The organism is Burkholderiales bacterium, assembly GCA_013695435.1.
GTDB lineage: Bacteria > Pseudomonadota > Gammaproteobacteria > Burkholderiales > JACMKV01 > JACMKV01.
This window is the reverse complement of record JACDAM010000118.1, coordinates 1-4,986: the sequence shown is the minus strand read 5'-3', so window position 1 is coordinate 4,986 and position 4,986 is coordinate 1. Positions and strand designations below refer to the sequence as shown.

The 4,986-nt window shown below is 59.1% G+C and carries 5 protein-coding genes; 2 read left to right on the top strand and 3 right to left on the bottom strand.

Annotated features, from left to right (window positions below; all coding sequences use genetic code 11):
* Window positions 1-56: 56 nt before the first annotated feature.
* The 3 genes from H0V78_06310 to H0V78_06300 form a co-directional block, all read right to left on the bottom strand.
* Entirely contained in the window at window positions 57-614 is a 558-nt protein-coding gene (locus H0V78_06310; GenBank protein MBA2351393.1) for a sigma-70 family RNA polymerase sigma factor, read from the bottom strand.
* A 228-nt stretch (window positions 615-842) separates the two neighbouring features.
* The gene (locus tag H0V78_06305) at window positions 843-1,418 is read right to left on the bottom strand and encodes a lytic transglycosylase domain-containing protein (protein ID MBA2351392.1); all 576 of its coding nucleotides are present in this window, start codon (window positions 1,416-1,418) and stop codon (window positions 843-845) included.
* Between the two features lie 146 nt (window positions 1,419-1,564).
* Window positions 1,565-3,274: a proline--tRNA ligase gene (locus H0V78_06300; protein ID MBA2351391.1), complete on the bottom strand. Its 1,710-nt coding sequence runs from the start codon at window positions 3,272-3,274 to the stop codon at window positions 1,565-1,567.
* 295 nt (window positions 3,275-3,569) lie between these two features.
* Between H0V78_06300 and H0V78_06295 the strand changes: the two genes are divergently transcribed.
* Together H0V78_06295 and H0V78_06290 are read left to right on the top strand one after the other, a co-directional pair.
* Window positions 3,570-4,094 (top strand): RNA pyrophosphohydrolase, encoded by a 525-nt coding sequence (locus tag H0V78_06295; GenBank protein ID MBA2351390.1) that lies wholly within the window; start codon window positions 3,570-3,572, stop codon window positions 4,092-4,094.
* Window positions 4,095-4,445: 351 nt separating this feature from the next.
* The coding region (locus tag H0V78_06290; GenBank protein MBA2351389.1) for a class I SAM-dependent methyltransferase at window positions 4,446-4,986 on the top strand (541 nt) is incomplete at its 3' end.

Sequence of the window (4,986 nt, the reverse complement as noted above, 5' to 3'; positions counted from 1 at the left end):
CACACCGAGCACGTACTCGCCTGCTAGCGCTTCCATTTCTTCGCCGTCTTCGAGGTTCATGTGAGGCATTCCCGTAGCGCGAGCAAGCCGCGCCGTATCCACGCCTTCACGGTGCCGAGCGGCGCGTTCAAGCGCGCCGCGATCTGGCTATGCGAATAGCCGTCCACATAAGCGAGCAGGATGCTGTCGCGCTTTTGCGCATCGAGTTGCGAAAGGCAATGGTGCAGGGCTCTTGCGTCGTTCAGCCGCGCCAGGTTTTCCAGCGGCCCGGCGGCTTCGTCCGGCGTTTTTTCGAGCATGGCTTCATCGACCGGGGTTTCGCGCGACGACTTCCGCAGCGTATTCAGCGCGCGATGGCGGACGACGCTGAATATCCAGCCGCGCGCCGAACCGCGCCGCGGATCGAAGGTGTCCGCCCCCTGCCAGAGTTGCAGAAAAGCGTCGTGCACGACTTCGTTGGCGATTTCGCGCCGGCGCACGATGCGATAGGCGACGCCGATCAAACGGCTCGCCTCGTGCTCGTAAATTTGCCGAAGCGCGATGCGTTCGTCGCGGGCGCAGGCGCGCAGCGCCGATTCGTAATCGAAAGCCGGAGACGCCTTCGTCGGGCTCACTGAATCGCCTTCACGCAATCCCCTGCTCGCTGGTACAGACCTGAGGCGGCCTTTTATTACCGATCACGTTGCAATGCTGTTTGTTGTTATGGCGACAGTCTAGCCGAAGCGGTGAGCGCGAGAAAGCCGGACTCACCTTTCTAAAGCAGCATACCCGCGACGTAAGGATATGGATGCAGCCCTGCGGAAATTACTTCGCTGGCCTGCGAGAGATGGCGCCGGGAAACGCTACTGTGTCGTGATGCGCAACGGCTTGACGAGGTTTGCGGTTGAGCCGGCCAGAACAGGGCTGACGGTAACCGGATACGCCCAGTTTTTTCGTAACGCGCCGTCGACCAGGCGCGGATATTCGGCCTTGCCGAGGCTGCCGTTGTAGCGGCCGAGCGCGCGAAAAAGATTGCCGCGCTCGATATCGAGATAGTGGCGCAGGATCGTGCAGCCGTAACGCAGATTGGTGCGCAGATGAAACAGGTTGTGGTCGGACGAGCCTATCGTTTTGATCCAGAAAGGCATGACCTGCATGTAGCCGCGGGCGGCGGCGCGCGAAACCGCATATTTCTTGAAGCCGCTTTCGATCTGGATCAGGCCGAGCACGAGCTGCGGATCAAGGCCGGCGCGGGTCGCTTCGTAATGCACGGTTTGCAGAAAATCCAACCGTGAGGCGCGATCCGGTATGCGTTTTTCGAGCCGCCGCGACATGTCTTCGAGCCAGCGAGTGGGTTCGGAACCTGCGGCCAGCGGAGAAACCGGGCTGACGCGGTCGCTGATCGCTTCCGAAAGCGCGGCTTGGACGCTGGCGGACATTGGTTCGTAATTTTGCTTGCCGGCGAGAGCAATCGAACAAGGCAATAGCAACAGCAGAAGGCGCAAGCCGAAACGGGCAAGGGCGTATCGAATGGGCCTCGGTTTCAGGCTTCCATTGACAGGATTAGTAGAAACAACTTCATTATTTAATCGCACACCATTGATTTTATACTATCTACCGCGTCTTGCAACGGTATTAAGCTAGATTTTTCGTCGGTTCTAACCTGATATTCAAGTTGGCCCCGTTTCAAGCCGCGCTCGCCGATGACGATGCGATGCGGGATGCCTGTCAATTCGTTGTCGGCAAAGAGCACGCCGGGCCGTTCGTCGCGATCGTCGAGCAGCACGTCGATTCCCGCTTCGCACAGCTCGGCGTAGAGCCGCTGCGCGGTATCGCGCACGAGCTCATTTTTTGTGTAACCAATGGGAATCAGCGCGAGCTCGAATGGCGCGATCGCGCGCGGAAAGACGATTCCGCGCTCGTCGTTGCCTTGCTCGATCGCGGCGCCGACGATGCGCGATACGCCGATGCCGTAACACCCCATTTCCATCGCCGCCATCTCGCTTTTTTCGTCGCGGTAAGCGGCATTCATCGCCGCGGAATACTTGGTGCGCAACTGGAAAATATGGCCGACCTCGATGCCGCGGCAGATTTGGAGTTGGCCTTTACCGTCGGGGCTCGCGTCGCCGGGAACGACGTCGCGGATGTCGGCGACGATCGGTTCTGCGAAATCGCGGCGGGTGTTCGCGCCAGTGTAGTGATAGTCATCCTGATTGGCGCCGATAACGAAATCGCTCATCACCGATACGGTCCGGTCGGAAATGACCACGCCCTGAAAACCGACCGGGCCGATCGAGCCAGGACCAGCGCCAAAAGCCGTCCGTATCGCTTCCGGCGTCGAAAAGACAATCGGCGTTTTCACCTGCGCGAGCTTGCCGGTCTTGATCAGATTCAACTGATGATCGCCGCGAAGCATCATCAACACCGGCTTGCCATCCTGGCCTTCGACGCATACCGCCTTGACCGTCTCCTCGACCGGAATTTTCAGAAAATCGCACAGTTCGGCGATGGTTTTGACGCCCGGCGTCGGCACGCGATTCAGTCGATCGCGGGGAGCCGTACGTTCGCCTTCCGGCAGCGGCGCTTCCGCCAGTTCAAGGTTGGCCGCGTAATCCGAATCGGGACAAAATGCGATCGCGTCCTCGCCCGATTCGGCGAGCACGTGAAATTCGTGCGAGCCAGTGCCGCCAATCGCGCCGGTATCGGCGGCGACAGCGCGGAATTTGAGGCCGAGCCGCGAGAAAATGCGCGTGTAGGCGTCGTACATCGCCTGGTAGGTTTGATCGAGGCTCGCCTTGTCGGTGTGGAACGAATAGGCGTCCTTCATCAAGAATTCGCGCGCGCGCATGACGCCGAAGCGCGGCCGGATTTCGTCGCGAAACTTGGTCTGGATCTGATAAAGATTGAGCGGTAATTGCCGATAGCTTTTGATTTCGCGGCGCACGATGTCAGTGATCACTTCCTCGTGAGTCGGCCCGAAGCAATAGTTCCGCTCATGACGATCGCGAATGCGCAGCAACTCCGGACCGTAAAAATCCCAGCGCCCGGATTCCTGCCAAAGCTCGGCCGGCTGCACGGCCGGCATCAGGAGTTCGATGGCGCCGCTGCGGTTCATCTCCTCACGCACGATCGCTTCGATTTTGCGCAGCACGCGCAGTCCGAGCGGCATCCAGGTGTAAAGCCCCGACGCGAGTCGCTTGATCAGGCCGGCGCGCAGCATCAGTTTGTGGCTGACCAGCTCCGCCTCGGCCGGTGCTTCTTTTAACGTCGAGATGAAAAACTGCGAGGCGCGCATAGGGATGTCCTGCCAAAAGCCGCCATTCTAGCAAGTGCCTGGCCGCTGGTTGCGCATGCCGGATTTTGCTTCCGCAAGAATGACCAGACTGGTGCAAGCGCCCGGCTGCTCGCCGCGCGCCGGGCCAATTCCGCCGCCGCGGATGTTTGCGAAAACACCATTCCAATGTGTGGCAGAACTGTTGCAAAAGCGGTCGCAGCCATTGCCGATCTTGCCCAAACCACGCTAAGCAAGCTTCCATATTTCTGAAATATATGGAAAAATTCATCCAATTGTGAAAGTTTGGGTGATTGGCATGATCGATCGAGACGGTTATCGCCCCAATGTAGGCATCATTCTCTGCAACACGAAGAACGAGGTTTTCTGGGGCAAGCGCATCAAGCAGCATTCGTGGCAGTTTCCGCAGGGCGGCATCAAATACGGCGAAACGCCCGAGCAGGCGATGTTCCGCGAGCTGACGGAAGAAGTCGGGTTGCAGCCTGAGCACGTCAAGATACTGGGCCGCACCCGCGACTGGCTGCGCTACGACGTGCCGGACCACTGGGTGCGCCGCGAATGGCGCGGCAGCTACCGCGGGCAAAAGCAGATCTGGTATTTGCTGCGGCTGGTGGGCCGCGATTGCGACGTTAGTTTGCGCGCGTGTGCGCATCCGGAATTCGATGCCTGGCGTTGGCATGAATACTGGGTGCCGCTCGATTCGGTGATCGAGTTCAAACGCAGCGTCTACCAGCAGGCGTTGAATGAGCTGTCGCGCTATCTGCACAACAATCTGCACAACGCTCACGAACGCCGCCGGCGTTTACGTTCTACCTTCGCCTGATTCGAGAACAACAAAATCAGATTGCTTCCCCGGTTCAAGCCCGAGGCTAAAGGCCGGTTGCTATGACAGCCTGTGTTGCCTTTCGCAATGCGCTCGCAATGACACGCTATTGGGTTGTCATTGCGAGGGAGCGTAGCCGACGCGGCAAACTCGCCTCGTCAGCGCGCGATTCAAGCGGACGGAAATCGAGGCATTTCCGCGGAAACGTTTTCGATTCCCCGATGCCCAAGTTCATCTGAATTAGTCTTAAGCCCTTCAAGAGGCTTGTAGCAGATGTCCGGACCGTACTGACGGAACGATCAGAGTCGGATCGAATAATAAATCAGCCGCACCATTCATCATGCTCACGTCATGCTGCTAAGTCCCATCCTGCAATCGCTCGAGCAACGGCTGCGTAGGCTCGATCTGCCCATCAGCGTGAATCTGTGGAACGGCGCGTCAATCGCAGCGCCGCAGCCGTCCAGAATGAGCATCACCCTGCGCACGCCGGGCGCTTTGTGGGCGCTGATTCGCCCCACCTTCGGCAAAATCGCGGCGCGCTACGTCGAAGAGGAGATCGATTTCGACGGCAATACGCGGGAAATGGTCAGACTCGCTGCTGCGCTTTGCGGTATCCAGAAGGATAATTTCACGCGCGGCAGGGTCAACGCGGCATGGTGGCGCCATTCGCGCCCCGGCGATCGCGAGGCGATCCAGTATCACTACGATGTCGCCGACGAATTTTACGCGCTATGGCTCGATCGCCAGCGCGTCTATTCGTGCGCTTATTTTCGCCATCCTGACGACAGCCTCGATCAGGCGCAGGCGCAAAAGCTGGCCCATATCTGCAACAAGCTGAATCTGCGGGCGGGCGAACGATTCCTCGATATCGGCTGCGGCTGGGGCGCATTGA

Coding starts and splice junctions, on each gene's coding strand:
- H0V78_06305 (MBA2351392.1), bottom strand. CDS start 1,418: ATGTCCGCCAGCGTCCAAGCCGCGCTTTCGGAAGCGATCAGCGACCGC.
- H0V78_06300 (MBA2351391.1), bottom strand. CDS start 3,274: ATGCGCGCCTCGCAGTTTTTCATCTCGACGTTAAAAGAAGCACCGGCC.
- H0V78_06295 (MBA2351390.1), top strand. CDS start 3,570: ATGATCGATCGAGACGGTTATCGCCCCAATGTAGGCATCATTCTCTGC.